2 protein-coding genes are annotated in these 1,796 nt (G+C 66.2%); one reads left to right on the forward strand and one right to left on the reverse strand.

What is annotated here, in order from left to right; all coding sequences use genetic code 11:
• A partial coding sequence (locus tag AC1DYI_RS34415) for a cellulase family glycosylhydrolase (protein ID WP_477208592.1) occupies positions 1 to 810 on the reverse strand: 810 nt, incomplete at its 3' end.
• Between the two features lie 287 nt (positions 811 to 1,097).
• Here AC1DYI_RS34415 and AC1DYI_RS34420 point away from each other — a divergent pair.
• A complete protein-coding gene (locus tag AC1DYI_RS34420) occupies positions 1,098 to 1,655 on the forward strand; it encodes an ECF-type sigma factor (RefSeq protein WP_477208593.1) in 558 nt (185 codons plus the stop codon).
• The last annotated feature ends 141 nt before the right edge of the window (positions 1,656 to 1,796 follow it).

Consider the following 1,796-nt stretch of genomic DNA (forward strand, 5'->3'; position numbering starts at 1 on the left):
CTTCCAGGCGGGGTCGTAGACATCGCCCAATGCATGCGTCTGGTAGTGACGCCCGCCAATCAGGAAGGGCACACCCGGCGCCACTTCGCGGATCGTCCCCATCAGCTCGGCATACAGCCCCTTGATCTCGGGCTCCGGCACGCCGGGCGGGTTGATCTCGGGCAGGGGCTCGAACATGCCCAGGTACGGCGTGTCCTTGTAGCGGTTGGCCACGAAGCGCCAGACCGCGTTGTACTTCTTGCGCATCGGCGGGTCGGTCCAGAAGTTGTGGCCCTTGTTGCCATACTCATTCTTCGGGTCGCAGTAGCGGATCTCATCCGGCTGCACCCCGTTCTGCCCGCAATCGGAATCGATGAACAGCACGATCCACAGCTTGGCATTCGAGGCCGAGCGGATCGCCTCGTCCAGCCGCTTCAGGTTCGTAGGCGAGATGCCTGCGGTGTCGGTGGCCGCGTCGTCGCGGCTGTCGATGTTCTTGGTGCGGTACTTACCCCACCAGCGCAGCGGGATGCGCACGACGTTGGCGCCCTGAGCGACGTTCTCCGCCGCGTCTTGCGGCAGGATCTGCTCCCAGTGGCCCCAGTTCCAGCCGCGCAGCATGATCGGCTGGCCGCTTGTGGGGTCGATGATGTCCGGGCCGCGCAGCGTCAGGCGCGGTGGCGTCTTCGGGGCCACTTGCGTAGCCTGCGGGGCCTGCGAAGCTGGCGCAGCCGGTGGGCTCGTCTCCGCAGCGTGTCCGTGCAGACTGGCGGTCAGGCCCAGCACCAGGGCGAGCAGAGGCCATTTCAACGTCAATCGGCGGGTGTTCATCTTCGGCATCCTTTGTTGCTGTTGACGGTACACAGCAATCGATATGCCTCGCCGTTGTAAGAGGTAACAAAAAGCCCCAGGCATTTCCATGCGCTGGGGCTTGTGGGTGGCTGCCAGGGGTGCCACGTGGTCGACCATGACGTCGCCCGCTCGTCCGTCATTCAACCGACGGATGCGCAGGGACGAACACCGGTTGCGGCGGCCGGCACCAGGTCCCAGAATGACCGGCACAAAGATAAGTGAGCGACCGGAGGGACCACACCGTCATGGGTCCGAGGAGGTCTCCGATGTCGACACTCACCGAGCTGCTTCGGCAGCTGAGCGAGGGGCAGGCCGGCGCACAGGACGAATTGTTTGCCGCGGCCTATCCAGAGTTGCGCAAGCTCGCCCGCTCGAGGCTTCGTGACGGTGGCCGTGGCACCTACCTCGACACCACGGCGCTGGTCCACGAGTCGTACCTGCGCGCGCTGCACAGCGGCCAGCTGCATTCGTCCGACCGGCGAGCGTTCTTCGCCTATGCCTCCCGCGTCATGCGCTCGGTGATCGTCGACACGGTGCGCGAGCGCCACGCCGAATGCCGCGGCCACCAGTGGGAGCACGTGACCCTCGGCCACACCGACGCCGGCGATGTCAGCGATGGCAGCTGGGAGATCCTGCACGTGCACGAAGCCTTGCACGACCTCGAAAAGGTCGAACCCCGGCTGGCTCACGTCGTCGAGATGCGCTACTTCGGCGGCTACACCGAAGACGAGATCGCCGAAACGCTGGCCATCACCGACCGCACCGTGCGACGCGATTGGGAACGGGCCCGCCTGCTGCTGACGGCCGCTTTGGGCGATCACTGAGGCGCCGGCACCTGCGCGGAAGAGGCCCCATGGCATTGGCGCCTGACGACCTGGCGGACCTCGCCAAGCTGCTGTGCGAGGGCCTGACGCTGCCCGGGCCGCGCCGCTTGGCCTGGTATGACGCGCTGCCCACCAACCATC

This window comes from Ideonella sp. P3_A4 (assembly GCF_056403075.1).